14 protein-coding genes and 1 pseudogene are annotated in these 18,224 nt (G+C 41.4%); 4 read left to right on the forward strand and 11 right to left on the reverse strand.

Features of this window, described 5'->3' with window-relative positions; all coding sequences use genetic code 11:
* Window positions 1–83: 83 nt before the first annotated feature.
* Window positions 84–1,691, reverse strand: a complete 1,608-nt coding sequence (locus tag ACLFKQ_RS03935; RefSeq protein WP_448998576.1) for an Hsp70 family protein — start codon at window positions 1,689–1,691, stop codon at window positions 84–86.
* A gap of 208 nt (window positions 1,692–1,899) precedes the next feature.
* Here ACLFKQ_RS03935 and ACLFKQ_RS03940 point away from each other — a divergent pair, with 208 nt between their 5' ends.
* The 3 genes from ACLFKQ_RS03940 to ACLFKQ_RS03950 all read left to right on the forward strand — a co-directional run bounded on the left by ACLFKQ_RS03940 (window position 1,900) and on the right by ACLFKQ_RS03950 (window position 6,628).
* Entirely contained in the window at window positions 1,900–3,117 is a 1,218-nt protein-coding gene (locus tag ACLFKQ_RS03940; RefSeq protein WP_448998577.1) for an HhoA/HhoB/HtrA family serine endopeptidase, read from the forward strand.
* 527 nt (window positions 3,118–3,644) lie between these two features.
* The gene (locus ACLFKQ_RS03945) at window positions 3,645–6,140 is read left to right on the forward strand and encodes an EAL domain-containing protein (RefSeq protein WP_448998578.1); all 2,496 of its coding nucleotides are present in this window, start codon (window positions 3,645–3,647) and stop codon (window positions 6,138–6,140) included.
* A gap of 173 nt (window positions 6,141–6,313) precedes the next feature.
* Window positions 6,314–6,628 carry a hypothetical protein gene (locus tag ACLFKQ_RS03950; protein WP_448998579.1) on the forward strand — a complete coding sequence of 105 codons (315 nt, stop codon included), beginning with the start codon at window positions 6,314–6,316 and terminating at the stop codon, window positions 6,626–6,628.
* A gap of 363 nt (window positions 6,629–6,991) precedes the next feature.
* On the opposite strand, the gene blaOXA is transcribed toward ACLFKQ_RS03950, so the two are convergent.
* Complete coding sequence (gene blaOXA, locus ACLFKQ_RS03955; RefSeq protein ID WP_448998580.1) at window positions 6,992–7,858, reverse strand: class D beta-lactamase; 867 nt, start codon at window positions 7,856–7,858, stop codon at window positions 6,992–6,994.
* Between the two features lie 298 nt (window positions 7,859–8,156).
* Here blaOXA and ACLFKQ_RS03960 point away from each other — a divergent pair.
* Window positions 8,157–8,270 (forward strand): annotated as a pseudogene (locus tag ACLFKQ_RS03960) (IS701 family transposase); the annotation flags it as partial.
* A 118-nt stretch (window positions 8,271–8,388) separates the two neighbouring features.
* Here the strand turns inward: ACLFKQ_RS03960 and ACLFKQ_RS03965 are convergent.
* From ACLFKQ_RS03965 to ACLFKQ_RS04005, 9 genes are all read right to left on the reverse strand, one after another.
* On the reverse strand, window positions 8,389–8,625 hold the full coding sequence (locus tag ACLFKQ_RS03965) for a hypothetical protein (protein WP_448998581.1): 237 nt from the start codon (window positions 8,623–8,625) through the stop codon (window positions 8,389–8,391).
* Window positions 8,626–8,723: 98 nt separating this feature from the next.
* Window positions 8,724–8,960 (reverse strand): hypothetical protein, encoded by a 237-nt coding sequence (locus tag ACLFKQ_RS03970; protein ID WP_448998582.1) that lies wholly within the window; start codon window positions 8,958–8,960, stop codon window positions 8,724–8,726.
* Entirely contained in the window at window positions 8,929–9,819 is an 891-nt protein-coding gene (locus ACLFKQ_RS03975; RefSeq protein ID WP_448998583.1) for a hypothetical protein, read from the reverse strand. Before ACLFKQ_RS03975 ends, ACLFKQ_RS03970 begins: the two co-directional genes overlap by 32 nt.
* Window positions 9,820–9,867: 48 nt before the next feature.
* A complete protein-coding gene (locus ACLFKQ_RS03980; RefSeq protein WP_448999450.1) occupies window positions 9,868–12,000 on the reverse strand; it encodes a cation:proton antiporter domain-containing protein in 2,133 nt (710 codons plus the stop codon).
* 13 nt (window positions 12,001–12,013) lie between these two features.
* Window positions 12,014–13,711, reverse strand: coding sequence for a bicarbonate transporter BicA (gene bicA / locus ACLFKQ_RS03985; protein ID WP_448998584.1), 1,698 nt, complete (start codon window positions 13,709–13,711; stop codon window positions 12,014–12,016).
* 142 nt (window positions 13,712–13,853) lie between these two features.
* Complete coding sequence (locus ACLFKQ_RS03990) at window positions 13,854–14,882, reverse strand: NAD-dependent epimerase/dehydratase family protein (RefSeq protein ID WP_448998585.1); 1,029 nt, start codon at window positions 14,880–14,882, stop codon at window positions 13,854–13,856.
* 34 nt (window positions 14,883–14,916) lie between these two features.
* Window positions 14,917–15,708, reverse strand: coding sequence for an SDR family oxidoreductase (locus tag ACLFKQ_RS03995; protein ID WP_448998586.1), 792 nt, complete (start codon window positions 15,706–15,708; stop codon window positions 14,917–14,919).
* 36 nt (window positions 15,709–15,744) lie between these two features.
* Window positions 15,745–16,329, reverse strand: coding sequence for an ATP-dependent Clp protease proteolytic subunit (locus tag ACLFKQ_RS04000; RefSeq protein ID WP_448998587.1), 585 nt, complete (start codon window positions 16,327–16,329; stop codon window positions 15,745–15,747).
* 409 nt (window positions 16,330–16,738) lie between these two features.
* Window positions 16,739–18,064, reverse strand: coding sequence for an ISNCY family transposase (locus ACLFKQ_RS04005; protein WP_448998174.1), 1,326 nt, complete (start codon window positions 18,062–18,064; stop codon window positions 16,739–16,741).
* Between the last annotated feature and the right edge of the window lie 160 nt (window positions 18,065–18,224).

Genomic DNA, 18,224 nt, shown 5'->3' on the forward strand with positions numbered 1-18,224 from the left:
AAAAGATAAATATCAAGTAAATTATGGAGGTATCAACCAAAATTTAATTGAATTTATCTAGGTATATATTACAGTAATCAAACTTATTTGAGTCGAACCACTATATGATGATTTAGTAAAGTTTTTTGGGTAACTAAATCTTCAATAGAAATACGGAGGTAGCGTTTTTCATCAACATTAAAAATCAGCTTGAGTCGATCGCTACCGGGATTTCCAGGGGGATCGAGCTTGGCAATGGTTCTGGCTCCATCTCGATCGTTAAGTGCCATGACCGTTGCAGTATTTGAATTAGAAGCACGAGTCATCAGACGTTCGCCATCAAAATATACTTCGGTAGTAGTGGTTTGAGAACCTAATTCGCCGATGACTAATTCAACACTAGTTTGATTTTCTGTGGATGCTCCCAAAACCAATTCTACAGGACGTTCTAGGGGATAGGGTTGCCCCGTTTCAATAATCGAATGCCAACTATGGCAGTTTTGACGGCGATTCCAATAGCGAATACCGTAGCTGTGATAGAGAAAGTCTCGAATCTCTATATTTTGAGCTACTTGCAGAGCTCCCTTTACAATCGCTTCATATGGGCGATCCTCAAAAAGTTTATCCTGCTCGAAATATTGTCCGATCCAGCTACGTACTGCAGGTATTTGTACGGAACCACCTACCAACAGTACCCCATCAATATCTTCAACCTCAACTCCATTACGTCTGGCTTGTTGTATTACTTGCTCCATAGATTCGTCCAGACGCTCGAAAAACTGCTGTTGTCGTAAAATTTCTTCGAAGCGATCACGTTCTAGATTTAGTTCGTAACTTTCTAGAGTTTCATCATTAAAATAGACCTCTGAAGCAGCAGTCTGAGAAGACAACTGGATCTTCAATCTTTCTGCCAGACGGGTGACTAGAGAAGATTTGGGTAAACCTTGCGTATTATGAAAATAATCGACCAACCAGTTATCGATATCGGAGCCGCCGAGATTTTGTCCTACTTTTGCCAAAACTCGAGCAGTTGGTTTTTGAGAAGAGTTGTCGCCCCAGATTCGATTCCAATTGAGTTTGAAACCTCGAGGCAGTGACTTTTCTGCCAGCTTGACTAGAGAAAGATCCAAGGTACCACCGCCAAAATCTACCACCAACAGTAACTCGCGCTCTGCCGCACCATAACCTAAAGCTGCGGCTGTCGGTTCGTCTATAATTCTAATTTTTTCGATTGCTAGAGATTGAAAAACATCAGTCAGCCAATTGCGATAAGCTTCAAAACTATCAACGGGTACGGTTAAAACCAAAGTTTCAATTTCTGCTGTATTAGTTTGTAACTTGGCGATCGATTCTTGGAGAAACCACGCTCCTATCTGCTCGAAAGTAATAGTTTGGCGATCTAGTTGGGGCAAAAATCCCTGAATGGGCGATCCGATACCTCTTTTAAAACTCCGAAAAAAACGTGGCTCATTAGCTAAATCCAAACCGCGATCGCGCACCGTTTGTCCGACAACAACTCGTCCTTGGCTAGCATCTTCAACATACACCCAGCTAGGAATTAAAGGCGGTAATTTGGCAAATGACTGAGATAACCCCTTCAGCTGGACCATTTCTGCTCTTTCGGTGGCGGCATTCCAGCGAGCGATTGCCGTGTTGCTAGTTCCAAAGTCAATAGCATAAATATTATTAGTTGAGATTGAATTTTTCCCCATTCAGAAAATTAATTTACGTAATTATACGGTCGTATAACTAAATTAGTTTAACTTGAAGATCGCTGTTTAAAATCAAACGGAAGTAATAATTTTTGCGATATTGAGGGTCTAATTTAGCAAAGATCGACCTCAGATAGCTTCTAATACTGATAAGGTTATGATATATATTCAGTCTTAAAGAAAAAATATTTATATTTATCGCTAAACGATGAAAGAGCCAAGATTTCTAGGTAAAGTGGCAAGCCACCTGATAGCACTTTTTTTAGGAGTCATCTTAACTTTTGGGGGGTTGAGAGTGATGTCTTCTCAAGCAGATACTTTGCCCCTCAATTTACCGCCTAAGGTAAAAGATCGGCCAGATAAAGTGGCTTTGCAAACAGAGCCTCAAGAGCGTGATACTTCCACCAATTTTGTGGGTACGGCTGTAGCACTGTCGGGACCTGCCGTCGTGAGAATCGATACCGAACGAACCGTTACCCGCAGAATCGAGCCATTTTTTGACGATCCGTTTTTTCGCGATTTTTTTGGCGATCGCTTTCAGCAACAGTTTCCTACAGAAAGACAGGTCAGAGGTCAGGGTTCGGGATTTATTACCGATAAAACCGGGATAATCTTAACTAATGCTCATGTTGTTAGTAAAGCCGACCGCGTCTTGGTAACTCTGAAAGACGGACGCGAGTTCGAAGGAACCGTAAGAGGAACTGATGAAGTAACCGATCTAGCAGTAGTTAAAATCAATCCTCAGAGAGAAGAATTACCCGTCGCACCTTTAGGCAGTTCTGACAGTTTGCGAGTCGGAGATTGGGCGATCGCCGTAGGCAACCCCGTCGGTTTAAATAACACGGTTACTTTGGGAATTATTAGCACCCTAACTCGCTCCTCGGCACAGGTAGGTATTCCCGATAAGCGGATCGATTTTTTACAAACCGATGCAGCGATCAATCCTGGTAATTCTGGAGGACCTTTGCTCAACGAACGCGGTGAAGTAATTGGAATCAATACGGCAATTCGCGCCGATGCTAATGGAATTGGCTTTGCTATTCCTATAGATAAAGTTAAAGCTCTCAAAGATACCTTGGCGGCTGGTCGGAAAGTTCCCCATCCTTATGTCGGTATCCAGATGGTAACTTTGACTTCAGAACTTGCCAAACAAAACAATCAAGATCCCAATTCAGCTTTTTTTGTCCCTGAAGTAGATGGTGTATTAGTAGTGAGAGTTCTTCCCAATACTCCGGCAGAAGCAGCGGGAATTCGTCGTGGTGATATTATCGTGGCGATTGACGACAAACCAATTACCAATGCTAGCGAACTTCAATCGTTAGTGGAAAACAGCGGCTTGAATTCCAGTTTGCGGTTTAATATTCTTCGAGGCGAGCGCTCAATCGAGTTAAAAGTCACTACTGCTCAATTGGAAAGTGCTACTTAAGCGGAAATTAACACTCAAATACAAAGTAATCTTACTCAACTTACTTGGAACATCAAAAGCGCTCAGGCAAATGAAGCAGCAAAAGTTATGTAGATAGAACTAAAAAGGTATCGAATCTCTTATCGATCGTCTCTTGCCTTTCTTTGCTCTCGGTGCATCCTCTTACTACGAAAATAGTTATGAGAATGCACCGCTGTTTTTCTCCACAATTCCAGTTAAGATTGAATCTTAACTACGTTATTTACCGATAAGACTACTCCGGTGAGACTCAAAGATATAGAAAAACACTCAGACAATTTTTTTGCTGACCATACTTTAACCCAAACGCCAAATACAAATTAAAAATCTAGATGATGTTGTTACTTTAACCTTTGTTTCGGGGAACAATAAAACCAACATCTTGATTCGCCAACGAGATGTCAATGCTTAGAAGCTGCTATCGTCCTGATGCGGATCGACAATTTCGCTTACTGCGATTGCTTGTTTTTTGTAGCTTTTAGATCTGTAGCGTCAATTACTCAAGAAACATGGATAAACAATCTCTTCAAAACAATACTATGGATAACCTAGAAACAGTTCACCATATCCTAGTAATTGAAGACCCTACAGATAAAAGAACCGTCGAGCTAATGCTGCCAAATTATTCAATTGGTCGCCATTCTGATAACGATATTGTTTTTTCGTGTCAAAAGATGTCTCGCTACCATGCAACTCTCTTAAGAAGAACCGATCTTAAAAATAATCAATACTCTTATTGGCTTTTAGATGGAGATTTGCAGGGTAATAAAAGCCGTAATGGTATTTTTGTCAATAACAAAAAATGCTTAATTCACGAATTAAAAGACGGAGATATTATTAGATTTAGTGCTGAAGCTGTAGCCAAATACTCAATTGTCAATAACTTGTCAGATCTCATAGGAAATGAGGATAGTTTTTCTTTAAAAAAAGAAAGCATCACCTCAGTTTATAAAGACGATAATAAAGCAATTGACAACAAACAAACACTATACACTTCGTCACCAGAAGCGAACCCCAATACTTACTCAGAGCAAGAATTGATTGCTTTTGCCGAGTTATGCCCACAACCAATTATTGAAATAGATTTATACGGTCAAATTAAATTTTTAAATTCTGCGGCTAATTTAGTTTTTCCAAGTATTTATCAGCAAAAATTACAACATCCTTTATTAAAAGATTTAATCTCTCAATGTAATGTTAATAACAGCCAAATTTTGACTAGGAAAGTAACAATAAATGACAAGATATATCAGCAAAAAGCTTGCTATTTTCCTGGAAGTAGATTAATCAGAAGTTACATCAGCGATCTAACTCAACAACAAGAATTAAAAAAATGTTTATTAAAGCAGCAAGCAATTTATCAAACCGTAACTAAAAAGGTTTCTGAAGGAATAATTATCGTCGACAAAACAACTAAACATATAGTATATGCCAATCATTATAGCTCAATTATACTGGGATATACTGTAGATGAGCTGCTAACAATGACAATTTTCGATCTCTGTTTCGATCGAGAAAAGCTGGCAACTAATCTTCTAAAAGCTGAAACCCAAAAAAATAGCTTAGTTGGTACCTATTTGTTACGCCATCAAAATAGTTCGGCAATTAAGGTTAATTTAAAAATTGGTGCTGTTGACTGCGAAAATGCTAATTCTCTTTATTTAATGGTCGGTACAGTTACTGAAGAAAATGATATTCCTATAAATTGTTTAGAAACTAAAAAATTAACTAGTAAAGATGTATTTTATCAACAGCTTACGACAGCAGTAGCCAATGCCAAAAGATATCGAAAATTATCGGCATTAATGTTTCTCGATCTCGAGCTACTACCAGAAGTCGAACAGAATTTAGCCAATGACCACAGTAATTTTTTGTTATCGACGATTGAAGAAAGACTCCGTGCTAGTTTGCGTTCGGGAGATCCAGTAGTTTTATGGCAAAAAAACAAATTTGCTTTGTTACTCTCACAAATAGAAGCCGTTGAGGAAGCTGCAAAAGTTTGTCATCGTGTTCAACAGTCTTTAAAGCAGTCATTTAAAGTCGGAGAGCATCTAATTAACGTTAATAGTAATATTGGTATTGCCATTTATCCACAAGATGGTACCGAGTTAAATGTTTTATTAAAAAATGTCGATACAGCACTTCGTCGTGCTCAGAAAAATAACGATAGCTATCGATTTTTTAACTTAGAGATTGATTCTTGTGTTGCAAAAATACTACAAATGGAACGAGTTTTAGAGCGAGCTGGAGAAAGAGAAGAGTTTAAGCTTTGTTATCAACCGCAAGCTAGTATTGACGACCAAAGTATACTAGCGATTGAGGTTTCAATTGAATGGGAACATTCAGAGTCGGGAGAATTTTCTCCTACTAGCTTTATTAGGGTGGCAGAACAAGCGGGGTTGATTATTTCCATTGGAGAATGGATAATAACAACCGCTTGTATGCAAAGCAAAATCTGGCAAGATCGAGGATTACCGCCGTTAAAAATTATCGTCAATCTTTCGCCAGTCCAGTTCCAAAAGTCAAGTTTACCAGCAGTCATCGAACGAATTTTGGCAGAAACCGAGTTCGATCCTACTTTATTAGAATTAAATATCGTAGTAGAAACGCTGATGCAAGATTTGGAATATTCACAACAAACTATGGAGCGACTGAGAAAATTAGGAGTTAAAATTTCTCTCACTAATTTAGCAACCGATCTGTACTCCTTAAAAGCTTTAAAACAGTTCTCTTTTGATACTTTAAAAATCGAACATTCTTTGATAAGAGAATTGAAACCAGAACCGCAAGTTGTAGCGGTTATATCTGCTTTAGTCGAACTCGGAAAAGGATTTAATCTAGATATAGTTGTGGAAGAAGTTGAAACCGAAGCTCAAGCTGAGTTGCTACGTAGTTTTCAAGAGCAAAGAATTCAGGGTTTTTGGTCTAGTCCAGCTTTATCGACAGCAGAAATGACTAAATTATTGTGCGATCGCTATCTTAAAGACGCTAAAAAGCCAGAGTAAGGGCTGTGTATTTTATAAATGAGTGTCCGACGAATTTTGATTGGTTATGTCTGATAGAAACAGGGCAGAAAATCCCAGCTCAATTACAAACAGTTTCTAGGATTGAATAATTCCTCTTTGTCACCTTGGGGGTAAGATATGAGAAATCACCTCATCAAGAGTAATTACAATAAATGGCAACCCCCATCAGAGAGGCAGCAACTAGAGTCGGATTTATCGCCCATTATTGTCAAGGCTATCGTACATTATTTAAGGATGTAAGACACTTTGAAGGTTTTAAGTATTTACATCTGGGGATGTTATCAGAAATTAAAAGAAAATCTTTACCAGGGATTGCCAAAGCAGTTGGACTCAAAGACAGTCAAAGATTGCATCATTTTTTGCAATCAGCCTCTGGAAAAATTGCGGAAGTGCGAGAAACAAGACTATGGTTGACTAAACTATTTATTAGACTTCTTGCACGAATCATCATTAACTACGTAAGCTAAGCGGACGCGATCGCCCGGTTGAATCCAGCATCAGCGTCGGGGGTATTCGTTAAGAGCGTGACGATAATTAGCTGTCGCGTCTCTTCGTTAATATGTCGTTAATATGGTTCATTTTAGGTTTACAACCGCCGATATTTTCAGGTCTATTTGCTCCATTCGTCCCATGCTGCCTTCGCCACTTTGGCGACCACTTCTCGCGTACAGCCTGGTTTGCCTGAGAATCTGAAACAAAAAAGGCGATCGCCAAATGCCTCCCATTTGGAAGCGTCACGAATTCGACATCATTTGTTGCAGCCGTCACTCTATTTAAAGTAGACGAACTATACGTTTTGTCCGCTACGACTGACTCATCAGGCATTAGGACTATCTTCGATTTAAAGCATCAATATCGTATAAAATCTCTCTCGCAATTGACGTTCTTTTTGAAAGATCTTCTGGATCGTTTGGCATATCAATATTCAATGCAAAAAATATAGCACCGTCATCTCGTTCGACCCAGCCGACATACCATCCCACACCTTCCTTATTTTCTGGGGGTCCCCAGCCTGTTTTCGAGCGAATTTTGTAATCTGAACCAGCCTCAGTAATCATAATGTCCTTTACTAATCTTTGGTGTTCGACGGCAAACGGGAGCTGATTTCTATAGAGTTTTTGAAGGAAAGCGATTTGCTCTAGGGCAGATATTTCTAGAGAACCGTCGAGCCAAAATTGAGTTATATCTTCTCCTACACTGGCATTCCCATAATCTACGCGAGACATATAATCTATTTCTTTTTCAGAACCTAGTTCTCTGGCAAATTGTTGATAAAGCCAAACAACAGAGTAGCGCATGGAAGAGGAAAGCGTTTGACTAGAATTCCAGACGGCATCGTATCTCTCTAAGCCAACAGATCTTTTGATACCGTCCCAAGGAAACACCTGGAACTCATCTTCTATGATGCCTGCATCCAGTGCAAAAAGAGCATGTGCAATCTTAAATGTGGAAGCTGGGGTAAACCGACGAGCAGCGCGATCGCCATTATAAATAAATTTAGCACCTTCAGCTCGCTCATCAACAATATAGATCGTGCCTACTGCATTACGATCGCTAAAGTATTTGCCCCATTCTAGCCGTTCAGTTAAAGAGCTAGCAGAAATTGGATGGGCTGTGACTACTGCATTACGATCGCTAAAGTATTTGCCCCATTCTAGCCGTTCAGTTAAAGAGCTAGCAGATGCCGCGCTAAACATCGAGACAATTATTATTATGTATATAATATTTGTTCTCACATCCTCTCCTGGCTCTTGCTTATTTTTGAAGCCGATCTTAACTAATTACTTTCACCCAGTAAAGATAATCAACACGGTCGGCGTATGACCAAGATTCGTGAATTAAAATCATATCGACCTTAAAAACTTACACAGCAGGAGTTTTATCCGTACTACCACAAAGTGTATTTTCTCGTTTGTAGTTTTTATTCCTTCAGAGAAAGTGTATTTTCCTTGTTGGTCTAAATTGAGAGCAGGAACATCTAAATAATCATATTGAACTCGTGTTGAGTTTCGAGAGTTACAAGCTATTCATTGGGCAATTGAATGTTATCATAGAGCCTTGAAACAATTATGTGAACTATCTAAGTTTCAAGTGAGAAAAACGAAATCTAAGTAGCTAGGCAGAATTAAATGCAAAATAACAAGAGTTAGTAGCTCGCCCAAAACCTTTGTTACTCCTGTCTCCTGTCTCCTAACCTTCACAGTTAACTTTAATTTAGTTCATTTACTTAAGTCAGCTTGTTTGGCTTGTTTTTGTTTTGGGTCAGGATGCGGTGGTTGTTGATATCTTGTCCTCTTCCAACGCCACCCCTTTGTCTTGGTGCGCGTTCCCTTGCGGAGGAAACCTCCGCGGGGTCGCACCGCTTTTTGAGGACTTTTCTGACTCGATCGCTACTCAAAGTCACTCCTCGCTCTTGAGCTAATTTTTGGGATAATTGAGCCGCATTAATTATAGGTTCGCTCATCTTTTTCTAGACAAATTTCGAGATATTTTATGTCTTCCTCTTGCCAAGAGCGTTTTCTTCCTCTACCCCTCTTTTCCCACAATCCTCTCATTCCTTGATTAGACCAACGATGAAGACTTGTTCTGACTGTATGAGGTGACTTCTGTTGATACTTCGCGATTGCCTCTGGCACTGGCGAAGCCAATCACTGCTACTGACCATCCGTGATGATTTAGTCTGATAATTTCAGCTCTTTCTTTAACTCTTTGAGTTATTCCATCTATTTTCTGGAACTCTAGAAGTTGTCGATCTTCCTCTTCACTCTCATGGTAACAGTTGGTAGAACTCAAAGTCATCCCAGACTATTTTAGATTTGTTGGTACGAATACCTACTTTCCCTCCCTCAAAAGGCATTGTATATTTAGGATGGGAGTGGACTAGATCGAACATCTTGACACGATCGATATAGCCTTTGATTCTACCGTTATGTACTGCGACAACAACTTCTATCTGCTGGTTGGGTTGGACGACTATCTCTCGATTTTCAAAGAGAAGGTTCCTTCTTGGTGGGGTAGCTCTTAGTACCAAAGCATCGCGGGTGAGTGAAGTTCTGTACATTCTTAGATTGTTTTGGTAATCGCCATCTTTACCATTAAACATGCCCAATCGATATTCAGAATTGTCTGCCCAACGCACGTTAGTATTAAGCATAATTATCTGCAACCATCCCTCACCTTCGATTATACTTTTAGCTTTAAATCGAACCAGAATATCTCTGGGAAGCTCGCCTTCATTGTATTCTTTGTACCAAAAATTGAGTCCTGTACCACCTTGAGGTACCTCAGTGCGTAATTGTCCTTCAATTATGGACACGCTTGCATCCGAAGACTCTAAGTGCCATCTTTCCTTCCAGTTTTCGTCATCAAACCTATCTTCACCCAATTTAACTGCGGTATATTCATCATTACCAACACGAAGTAATTGCGTTGCTTTTAGGGTTAATTGCGACTGTTTCGGCTTAACCTTATCATTAAATACTCGAGCTTTTAAAGTAGTATCATTTATGCCCCAATTGCCATCTATCAAGCTGCTACTCCGAGCAGTTACAGACTGGTTTTCAATAAGAAGATTTTTACAAGCGGCTAGGCAAAAACACAACAAAGGAATTTGCCAGTATTGCATTATCCACGACAAAATTACCATTCGAAGTTTCATAATTTAACTTGGGTTCTGTTGAGAGCGGAAATTCGACGAGCGGTTGGTTTATTGATGGGGTTCCCCAAACAGAATCGAAGAGCATTCTAGCTTACGAATGACGCGGTCGCTTATGTTGCTGACAGCCAGTCCACCTGCGGTGCGGCGGCGTACGGAGCGTAAAATTACCAGATCGTAGTCTTGACTTTGGGTAATGATGGCTTGGGCTACATCATCATGACGAATAACTTTAATTTCAGTCTCTACTTGAGGCTGGAGGCGGTCGAGAACATCTTTCAACTGGGTTTCTAATAATGTAGTTTCAGCGATCGCACGATCGCGGCTGCTGACATTGATCAGTGTAATAGCGGCTTGGTTAGTTTCGGCAAATAGTTTGGCTAGTTCGATAGTTAGAATCGATTGAGCATTGACGATTTTAACCGGAACTAAAATTTGATGGATATCGATCGGTTCTTTGAGCAGACGCATGGCGGCAATTGGACAATGAGCCGACCAGAAGACGCTGTCAATTACGTTACCAAAAAGACGCGATCGCAAGTTGTCTGTTTGACTCCACCCCATGACTATCAGACTGGCGTTTTGTTCCCTAGCAGTACGGCTGATGCCATGAGCAATATCGTCATCGATGCGAATGATTGGTTTGCCTGTCACTCCAAACTCTCGGGCTACAGCTACTGCTTTTCTAGATAGTTGCTGACTGTATCGAATCGCAGCTTCGAGATCGGGATCGTCCATGTGAGCGTAAGCTTTAGCAATAGATACGGGAACGACTATTCCCGATTGGTGACGGGCAAGCAAGGCACCCATTTCAATCAGGTTTCTTTCGGTTTGGGGATTGGCGACGGGGACGACAACGCGAAATTCTGAGTCGAAGGAGGCTAATGAATCCAAACGCGGCTGTAGCTCGGAGGTGATTTCAGCTGGAAGAGTGGAATTCGGGGTATTATTGGGGCGATCGTCTTCTAAATGATATGCTAGATTTTCTGGGTTCACATTGGTTGTTGCAGGGGCGATTTTTCTTCCAAATCGAGCAGTGAGAACGGGACCGACGATTGCCGTAACCAACATCATCACGATGACGACATTAAATACCGACTCGTCAATCAATCCGGCACTGACACCTGCTAGAGCTGCAGCAAGGGTAGCCGCTACTTGAGGTAGAGATAGAGACCACATGGTGATGGTTTCATCCCAAGTATAACCATAAAGTAATTTGGCGATCGCCGCAGCGAGAAACTTACTAGCAAACAAACCGCCGACAACAGCTACGGTTAGGGGGAATTCTGTGGTCAGAGTGTTGGCAAACCCTGGAATATCGAGTAATAGTCCCATATTGACAAAGAAGATGGGGATAAACAGAGTGCTACCCACAAATTCTACTTTTTCCTCTACAGGACTATGTCCCACAACGTCATTAACTGCCAACCCCGCTAAAAATGCCCCGACAATTTTATCAACATCGATCGCTTGCGCGCCTACAGCAGCCAAAAATACTGCTAGCAGAATAAACAAAAACTGGTTGCTCTCCTCGTCACCAGTACGACGAAAATATTCTCTGCCAGCCCGCTCGAAACCCCAGAGGACTAAGAAAGCATAGACCGCCAAGCTAACTAGCTGAAAGATTAGGCTGGTGGCGGAAAAATCCCCTCCATGGATGGCAATACAAATTGCCAGCACTAACAGAGCAGCAATATCGGTAAAAATCGTCGCGCCAATGGTTACGGTTACTGCCTGATTGGTAACCACACCCAAACGATTGATAATAGGATATCCCAGTAAAGTATGGGAAGCCAGCAGGGAACCTACTAAAAAGGCAGCATTCCAACCCATGCCAAACCCTTTGGCGATCGCTGCCCCAAAAATTAGCGGCACTAAAAAGGTAGCCAGACCAAAACCAAGAGAACGGTCTTTAGTCTTGCGAAACTCTTGGAGATCGATTTCCAACCCCGCCACGAACATCAGATAGATTTTGCCGATATCCGAGAGCAACTTCATCGTTTCGGTTTCAGCATCGAGCAAACCCAGCCCATTAGAACCCAGTACTACTCCAGCAAACAATAAACCAACCAATCCAGGTAGTTTGAGCCGTTCGAATAGAGGCGGCAAAGTCAGAATGACCAATAGCAACAGAGTAAAAGCTACGATGGGATTATCCTGAAAAGAACCAATAAACTTTTCCACAGTAGAAATGCTACTACCTCCCAAGTTGAGTATTGATGGCATCCGAACTAAGATAATTGGCAGGATGGTCGTTAACATAGGTTACCGCTCGGTGCAGGGCTTCGATGCGATCGCTCAAGAAATTTTCCGGGGGAATCTCTTCTACAACTCTCAATTTTTTTAAACGTTTTTCAGTTTGACCGGTGGCACCGACGATAAATATTTGTCGCTCTTTTTCTACTGCTTCATTAATCGCGTTTTCTAAAGCCAAAGTAGAGGTTACACCTATTATGGGCACATCAGTTAAATCTAAAATTAGTGCCTGATAATTATTAATTAAGTTGTGTTCCCGAGAAATCGCCTTGGCAACTCCAAAAATCATCGGACCGCTTAGTTTGAACAGGAGAACGCGACCGTTAGCGCGGTCTAATAATTCTTCTTCTTCGGGGTTAAGCTCGATGTCCTCATCGGCATAGGTAACAGCTTTAACATTTTCTGCCCGTAAGTTAGAAAGCCTCTCGATGGTTAGAATATTGGCGACAAATACTCCAACTCCTACTGCCACGATTAGATCGACAAAAACAGTCAGAAGAATTACCCCGTACATAATGATAGTCGTTTTGATTGAAATGCGGTGGGCGCGTCTGAGAAAACCCCAATCAACAATATCTATACCAACTTTAAACGCAATCCCAGCCAAAACTGCCAGAGGAATACCAGTCAGAAATTGACTTAGTCCCAGTACTACCGCCAGTAAAATCAAAGCGCGACTCAAACCAGATAGGGCAGATCTTCCTCCTGCTTGAATATTTACCACCGTACCCATTGTTGCACCAGCGCCAGCAATACCACCAAACAAACCAGCAACGATATTGCCCAAACCTTGACCGATTAATTCTTTGTTAGAGTCGTGTTCGGTACGGGTTAAACTATCGGCAACCAGAGAAGTTAATAGAGCATCGATACAGCCTAACATTCCCAAAACCAAAGCATTGACGAACATGGTTCGTAGTTGAACGGCACTAAAGACAGGCATATGTAAACTAGGCAGTCCGACGGCAATCTCTCCGATGCGGCGAATTTCAGTCCCTGAAAAGAAGAATATGGCAATTAAACTGCCGACAATTAGAGCTAGTAATTGCGGTGGCAAAAGTTTCTTAAATTTGCCAGGATAAAAAATTAAAATTGCTACGGTTATGGCGGCTAATAGAGTTTCTAGAGGATTGATATTACCTATCAATACCGGTAAATTTCGGAGTGTGCCAATTACCCCTCCTCTTGGGCTAGCTTGTCCTAAAAAAGGGGCAATCTGAAGGATAATGAGAATTACCCCAATCCCTGACATGAATCCAGAGATCACCGTGTAAGGCATTAAGGTAACGTATCTACCCAAGCGCAAGACCCCAAACAGAATTTGAAAGACTCCAGCCAGCATTACTACGGTAAATGCCATTGCCAAGCCGTTTTCGGGATTATCAGCCGTCAGACTAGCAATCACCGAAGTCATAATTACTGTCATCGGTCCTGTAGGCTCTGAGATTAAAGTGGGAGTACCGCCAAACAGAGCGGCAAAAAAGCCCACCAAGATTGCTCCCCACAGTCCTGCCGCAGCTCCAGCACCAGAAGCAACCCCGAAAGTTAGAGCCATCGGTAAGGCGATTACCGCAGCGGTAACCCCACCAAAGATATCGCCTTTGACGTTTCTAAAGTGAATTTGATTGGTAATTGACATTTGTTTGCAAGCCCGATGATATGGTTAATAGTTTTTTATCATGTATTTGGTTATTTACTCTTGACAAACAATGCAACTTTATGAATACAAACGCGATCGCAATTGATATTAATATAGATAGATACGATCTGTGCTCGAAAATTTATGATTTTAAGCTCGCCAAAATTACATCTTCGTCTTGATAATCTAACAGCATAGAGTGACCTTTTTGCAAAACCTCTTGAGGTGGATTTTTCCTTTCCCAAGCAATAGTTTTTCTTAGTGCTTCATAACGATCTACTATTTCTGTATAGCCTAATTGAGTGCGAATGCGCGTAGAATCTGTAACCCAATACTGGTCGAGATTAAGCTTAAATTTCCAGGATGCTGGCATTTGAGTTTTAGGAATCACTATTACCTTACCCTGCCAACCGACAACCGAAGCGATCTCTTTTACTAAATCTGCTTCAGTAGAACCTGGCGGTTCTGCCACATTGTAAATACGTCCTGCGGCTTTTCGATCGCTGATAGTTAGAGCGATCGCATATGCTACGTTTTCTACATACCCATAACAACCTTGCCAACAAGCTGTTTTTTCCTCAAGTACAATGGCAGGACGTTTATCATCCATACGTTTGAGATAGGGATACAGGCGATGTCGATAATCTCCAGCACCATAAACCATCGGTAGCCTAATGATTGTTGTTGGTAGTTCGGTAGCGTTCATGTAAACTTCCTCTACAGGAATTTTGTCATAATTTTGAGCGCGAGGATCGTCAGACAAACCGCGATAGGGATAAAGCTGAGAGCGTAATGGGGAGTCTTCTGTCAAAGGAGTTGGATCGATGATACCCGTTTCCCGTTCCCAGATAATATCGCAAGCGAGATAGACATCTTGACTGCTGATAGCTACAACTCTTAGAGTAATACCTTTGAACGTATTTACTACATCCTCAGCGTCTTTAGCGGTGTAAGGAATCTTGTCTAGCACTACCTGCGGTGCGAACTTTTGAAACTCGTATTTGTATTCTGATAGACGATTGCGATCGCCTTTTATCATATGAACTTCTTCTGGCAATTCTACGGTGGTTTCTCCGCGATGAAACACTGTAACTTCATGTTTCATTTTTACCAATTGACGAACAACGCATGAACTAATGAAACCAGTACCGCCGATGACTAAAACTTTCATGACAATTCCCTTTGTTTAAGAAGTTTGTGAAGAATTAAATACGACGAAATCCGCCTTCTGAATGAATAATTTGTCCTGTAATCCACTCAGCATCATCGCTAGCTAAAAACACGACCAGTCTTGCTGCATCTTCTGGTTGACCAATTCTTCCTAGAGGAAATCGAGATAATAACTCTTGCCTTAGCTCTTCGCCGATCCAACCAGTATCTGTTGCTCCTGGGTTAATAGCATTTACGGTAATTTTTTTGGCAGCTACTTCAGCAGCTAACGTAATAGTCAGTGCATCGACTGCTCCTTTGGTGGCTGCGTAAGCAATTTCTCCTAGCATCGGTGCTTGAAACTGTCCTGAAGTGAGATTGATAATTCTTCCTCCTCTTTTATCTGAATAGCGACGAGCAAACTCAACGCTTAGAAGTGCAGTTGCTCGAAGATTGACAAAGTACGTTTTATCTAAGATTTGAGCATTTAAGGTTTCCAAACTATCTTCAACTGAATATGCTGCATTGTTAACGAGGATCGAAAGATTACCAAGTCTTGTTTCCGCTATCTGAATAAGTTTTGCTGGTGCTTCTGAGTTGGATAGATCGATCTCAAATTTTTCGGCTCGTACTCCCAAAGTCTGTAATTCTTGCTGTAATTGCTCTGGTTCTGTCTCGTCTGCTCCCCAAGGCATAGCGCGATCGTACTTTTGCCAGTAGGTGAAGAAAATATTGGCACCAGCTTCAGCTAAAGTACGGCAAATAGCTGTTCCAATACCCTGACGACGACTCACGCCAGTCACTAGTGCATTGCGACCACTTAGTTTGTAGTTATTTTCAGCAATCATAATCACTTATTTTCAAATCAAACATTTGGTAGAAGATTAAACAGGTGGCTTAGTAACAATCTGGTCGATTAAGCCATAAGCTTTTGCTTCTTTGGCACTGAGAAAAAAATCTCTTTGAGTATCGTGTTCGATTAGTTCTCGTGAGCGATTGGTGTTAGCAGCCAGTATTCTGTTAACTGTTTCTTTTTGGTGCGAAATTTCTTTAGCTGCTACTTCAATAGCGATCGCTTTTTCCTCAATATTTACGGACGGTTGCTGTATTTTAATTCGAGCATTAGGCAGCGCGTATCTTTTACCTTTAGTTCCCGATGACAGCAAGATTGCTCCCATAGAAGCATCAGAACCAACACAGACAGTACAAACATCAGAACTAATTTGTTGGATCGTCTCGTATACGGCAAGTGCTGCCGTTATCGAACCGCCAGAACTGTTGATATACAAAAAAATATCTCGCTCTGGAGCTTCTGCATTTAAAAACAGCAATTGGGCAATAACTTCGTTAGCAGTTTCGTCTGTAAGTTCGCCTCGCAAAAAAACAATTCTCTTTGCTAGTAAATAAGAATAGAGAGCGAAAACCGACTCTCTATTTGACGATGAAATAAAACTGGGATCTGCATTCATTCTTATTATCTCCAATAATCTGCCAGGGTTGAGTATTAGTATCGATAAATTTTTGTTCGGACATTGTTATTAATTATTTTCAGTTAATGGTTTCCGAATAGGCTTTCGAGCGAATAGTGAATAATTTTTCTACAATTGTTTATTAGATTCAGCAATTCTCATTTTGAAACCTGAACGGAAGAAAATAGAGGGTAAAAGATAAAAATTGGGAACTTGTTCGCGAAACTTTTTCGCGAACAAAGTCGAAGAGTTAATTGATTGTGAGTCAAAGTAAGCTCCGGAGCAGCTATCATCCCTGAGCAAGTTCGTTTTGAGCCATGAAAAAGCCAAGTAATACTTGGAACAACCAGCTATTACTTTGTAGAGCTATAAGGGGCGCGAATTGGTTCAGGTTCAACAGTCGCGAAATTTAGCTAGAGTTAACCCCGTCAGGTGCTTTTCCCTCCCTCAGCATAAACTCGAACAAAGTCTGCCAACTCTCAAACCATAAATATCTGGTCAGTGCCCGAAGCTCGTTGAAGAAGGTTTGGCGAGTAACCAACATGGAGCGAACGGCACGATAAGTGATGTGGATTAAATCCAGAGTGGTGTGGAAGAGATAGGCTAATAAATTAAGGCAAAATAGAAGTTCTGCCTGGTGGTTTTGACCGTGACCAAAATTATGTTCGAGATGATAAACCTTAGTTTTGAGAATATTATTCCCTTCATTTTCTACCTTCCAGCGTGCACGAGCAGCAGTGACAATCTCGGACACATTCTGGGCATGAATTTCATGGCAAGTAGCAAAGGCATTGTAGTATAGAGTTTTCTGGTTGCTGGTATCTGTTACCGTCACCTCACACCAGTTTACGTCCAGGGCTGGTTGGGTGGCTCTGAGGGGAATTTTATTCACAAAACGATAGTGATCAGACAAACGCTTTCGTCCATGGAACTCAATCTCGGTCAGAGTTTGCACTTCACCGACTCGTTCGAGGTAATCCACCCAGTCATAAACTTCTGGATGGGAGCTTCGCTTACAGACGAAGATAAAATGATAGCCATGGTTCAAAGCCTTTTCACAGATGGGTTGGTTACAGTAGAGGTCATCCCCAAGTAAAGTTACAGGCGGGTCTTGTGGCTCACAGGCATGGGCAGCAATCCAACGCTTGGCAGCAGCGTTTTCACAATCTTGTTTGTCGTGACCATCTTGGGGAGTGATGAATTCAGGTTCTAAACTGATGACCTGTGGTCGTCCTGGAGCCACTAATACTGGTGTTACAGCAGCGTGAAAATAGGTGGTGCTGCCGTTTTTATGTGTCTGATGGCAACAGTGACAGCAGTGAATCTTCTTGGACGAGAAATATTCAGTGCCATCGAGAGTCAGTAAAAATTCTCCACCAAAGCACTGATAGGGCTTGAGATTTCCCGTTTTTGACAAACCGTCATAGACGGAGCGAAAGACCCCAAACACCGTTGAAGCTGGCACCGGGTCGAGCAGGGTACGAATCTGATTATCACAGGGGATGCGCTCGATCCCAAACAGACTAGCCGCATTATCTCTCCCTTTCTGGGTTTTCATCAAGCGTTGATGGTCTAAAAATGACCTCGATTGCATGAAAAAGACCGAAAAAGCACTTTTTATCGCTTCTTCAACCCTATATTTGGTGTTATTGCCCTGTTTTCTTTCATCGGGCAGCTCATCTAACTCGTCGGTTAGCATCGATAATAATTCAGGCATCCCTATTGCTAAACCCATGTTGCCACTCCAGCGAAGGTTAATGCCTTTTACTTTAAGCTAATTGCCCCTTCTTGTTTTAGTTCTCTATGTTGAATAGAGAACTAATTCCCAATTCTTCTGCTTGTAACGATTCTGGACTGGGTTTCAATGTCATGAAATCTTAAAATGAGAATTGCTG

The sequence above is a fragment of the Myxosarcina sp. GI1(2024) genome (assembly GCF_053543375.1).

What these genes read in the sequence shown, in the direction of transcription:
- ACLFKQ_RS03935 (WP_448998576.1), bottom strand. Translation starts at nt 1,691, where the DNA reads ATGGGGAAAAATTCAATCTCAACTAATAATATTTATGCTATTGACTTT.
- ACLFKQ_RS03940 (WP_448998577.1), top strand. Translation starts at nt 1,900, where the DNA reads ATGAAAGAGCCAAGATTTCTAGGTAAAGTGGCAAGCCACCTGATAGCA.
- ACLFKQ_RS03945 (WP_448998578.1), top strand. Translation starts at nt 3,645, where the DNA reads ATGGATAAACAATCTCTTCAAAACAATACTATGGATAACCTAGAAACA.
- ACLFKQ_RS03950 (WP_448998579.1), top strand. Translation starts at nt 6,314, where the DNA reads ATGGCAACCCCCATCAGAGAGGCAGCAACTAGAGTCGGATTTATCGCC.
- blaOXA (WP_448998580.1), bottom strand. Translation starts at nt 7,858, where the DNA reads ATGTTTAGCGCGGCATCTGCTAGCTCTTTAACTGAACGGCTAGAATGG.
- ACLFKQ_RS03965 (WP_448998581.1), bottom strand. Translation starts at nt 8,625, where the DNA reads ATGAGCGAACCTATAATTAATGCGGCTCAATTATCCCAAAAATTAGCT.
- ACLFKQ_RS03970 (WP_448998582.1), bottom strand. Translation starts at nt 8,960, where the DNA reads ATGACTTTGAGTTCTACCAACTGTTACCATGAGAGTGAAGAGGAAGAT.
- ACLFKQ_RS03975 (WP_448998583.1), bottom strand. Translation starts at nt 9,819, where the DNA reads ATGAAACTTCGAATGGTAATTTTGTCGTGGATAATGCAATACTGGCAA.
- bicA (WP_448998584.1), bottom strand. Translation starts at nt 13,711, where the DNA reads ATGTCAATTACCAATCAAATTCACTTTAGAAACGTCAAAGGCGATATC.
- ACLFKQ_RS03990 (WP_448998585.1), bottom strand. Translation starts at nt 14,882, where the DNA reads ATGAAAGTTTTAGTCATCGGCGGTACTGGTTTCATTAGTTCATGCGTT.
- ACLFKQ_RS03995 (WP_448998586.1), bottom strand. Translation starts at nt 15,708, where the DNA reads ATGATTGCTGAAAATAACTACAAACTAAGTGGTCGCAATGCACTAGTG.
- ACLFKQ_RS04000 (WP_448998587.1), bottom strand. Translation starts at nt 16,329, where the DNA reads ATGAATGCAGATCCCAGTTTTATTTCATCGTCAAATAGAGAGTCGGTT.
- ACLFKQ_RS04005 (WP_448998174.1), bottom strand. Translation starts at nt 18,064, where the DNA reads ATGGGTTTAGCAATAGGGATGCCTGAATTATTATCGATGCTAACCGAC.